Below are 1,709 nucleotides of genomic sequence, written 5' to 3'. Positions count from 1 at the left end.
CGGTCCAGCGTCCAGCAGCCGAACGGCAGGCCGAGATCGGCCGGCTTTGTCAGGGCGGCAGCGATGACCTCGGCTTTCTCGTCCGGCGTGTAGGTGGCCGGCCGGCCGGACCGGGCGGCGTCGTGCAACGCCCGCAGGCCGACCCGGTTGAACCGGCGCAAGCGGCCATACACGGTGATCCGTGTGACGCCCAGCCGGCGGGCAATGTGGGCTGGCTTCTCGCCATCGGCCAGGGCCAGGAGGATGGCGGCCCGTTCGACGACGCGGGCTTCGGATTTACGAGAACGAGTCAGCCGGGTGAGTTCGGCCCGTTCCTCAGCCGTCATCTCCCGGAGACGTAGTGGCTTCCAAACACGTCGTGGCATGCGGAGATTCCTGCCAAAAATGAAGTGCCAAATAGTGTATTGATATTTGGCGGATGCACCACTAAATTTTCCGATCAAACGAGTCACAATACATAGGCCGGCGTTATCGCTTCTCTTGGGAAGCAATCGACGCCGTGACATTAACCCAGTCCGCCAAAGGAGTCATGCATGGCCAGATTCGTGGTCGTCGAGGAACTGCACGTGACCGTGCGGGTTCGCGACGACCTGTCCGATGAAATGGTCGGGGAGATGAACGCCCTGCTTCAGTCGAAGCCGTTTCGTTCGCGGCTGCTCGACGCCGTCAAACAAGCCCTGGCCGGGTTCCCGGCATTGACCGGGGGCCGGGTCCAAATCTCCCGCTGACCGTCCTCATCCATCACACTCATTCACGAAAGGAGCATCATCATGCGTCCGACGGAGTTGGTCCGCGCCCTCGTGGCCCTGATCCCCACCAAACGCCCGGTATATCTCTGGGGCCAGCCGGGCATCGGCAAAAGTTCCCTGCCTGGTGCGTCAGGCGGCTGACGCCAACAACCTGTCGTTGGTCGACGTACGGGCCACCTTGTTGGACCCGGTCGATCTGCGGGGCCTGCCAAGCGTGGTGCGCGGCACGGCGGTCTGGTGTCCCCCGGCATTTCTGCCAAGGGAATGCCGGGGACTGTTATTCCTCGATGAACTGGCCCAGGCCCCGCCATTGGTTCAGGCCGCGTGCCTGCAACTGACCCTGGACAGAAGGCTCGGCGAGTACGAACTGCCGGAGGGCTGGGGCGTCATCGCCGCCAGTAACCGGAGCGAGGACCGGGCCGGAACGCACCGGCTGATCTCGCCTTTGTTGAACCGCTTTGTCCATCTCGACCTGGAGGTATCGGCCGACGACTGGCAGGCCTGGGCGGTCACGGCGAACATCGCCGCCAAGGTGCGGTCCTTCCTGCGGTTCCGGCCGGGCCTGCTGTTCCAGTTCAAACCGGAGACCAACCGGGGGCCTTTCCGACGCCGCGTTCCTGGGCCTTCGTCTCCGACGTGCTGAGGCAAACGCCGCCCGATTTGCTGCATCCGGTGGTCGCCGGCTGCGTCGGCGAAGGGCCGCCCGCCGAGTTTTCCGGCTTCCTGCAACTCTATCGTGAGCTGCCGGACATTGACGCGGCCCTGACCAGCCCGACCCTGACGCCGGTGCCGCGCGAGCCGGCGATCCTGTACGCCTTGGTCGGCGCCTTGGTGGAACGATGCCGGCAAGGGCACGCCCCGCTGGCGAACTTCGTGACCTACGCCACCCGGATGCCCGACGAGTTCGCCCTGCTGGCCATCCGCGACGCCCTGGCGCTGAACTCCCAGCTGGCCGCGCTG

Annotated in this window: 3 protein-coding genes and 1 pseudogene; 3 read left to right on the top strand and 1 reads right to left on the bottom strand. The window is 65.2% G+C overall.

Annotated elements, in window-relative coordinates; genetic code table 11:
* The coding region (locus tag BGIM_RS0136660) for a helix-turn-helix domain-containing protein (RefSeq protein ID WP_029631334.1) at nucleotides 1-365 on the bottom strand (365 nt) is incomplete at its 3' end.
* 168 nt (nucleotides 366-533) lie between these two features.
* Between BGIM_RS0136660 and BGIM_RS0136655 the strand changes: the two genes are divergently transcribed.
* The 3 genes and pseudogenes from BGIM_RS0136655 to BGIM_RS66690 all read left to right on the top strand — a co-directional run.
* A complete protein-coding gene (locus BGIM_RS0136655; protein ID WP_020474608.1) occupies nucleotides 534-728 on the top strand; it encodes a hypothetical protein in 195 nt (64 codons plus the stop codon).
* 178 nt (nucleotides 729-906) lie between these two features.
* Nucleotides 907-1,392 (top strand): MoxR family ATPase, encoded by a 486-nt coding sequence (locus BGIM_RS66695; RefSeq protein WP_202947367.1) that lies wholly within the window; start codon nucleotides 907-909, stop codon nucleotides 1,390-1,392.
* A gap of 17 nt (nucleotides 1,393-1,409) precedes the next feature.
* Nucleotides 1,410-1,709: pseudogene (locus BGIM_RS66690) on the top strand (MoxR family ATPase); the annotation flags it as partial.

Source organism: Zavarzinella formosa DSM 19928 (assembly GCF_000255705.1).
GTDB classification, from domain to species: Bacteria; Planctomycetota; Planctomycetia; order Gemmatales; family Gemmataceae; genus Zavarzinella; species Zavarzinella formosa.
The sequence above is the reverse complement of the archived record's forward strand: the minus strand, read 5'-3'. Positions and strand labels throughout refer to the sequence as shown.

Bases quoted from the DNA above. Each gene is read 5' to 3' on its own strand.
- BGIM_RS0136655 (WP_020474608.1), top strand. From the start codon at position 534: ATGGCCAGATTCGTGGTCGTCGAGGAACTGCACGTGACCGTGCGGGTT.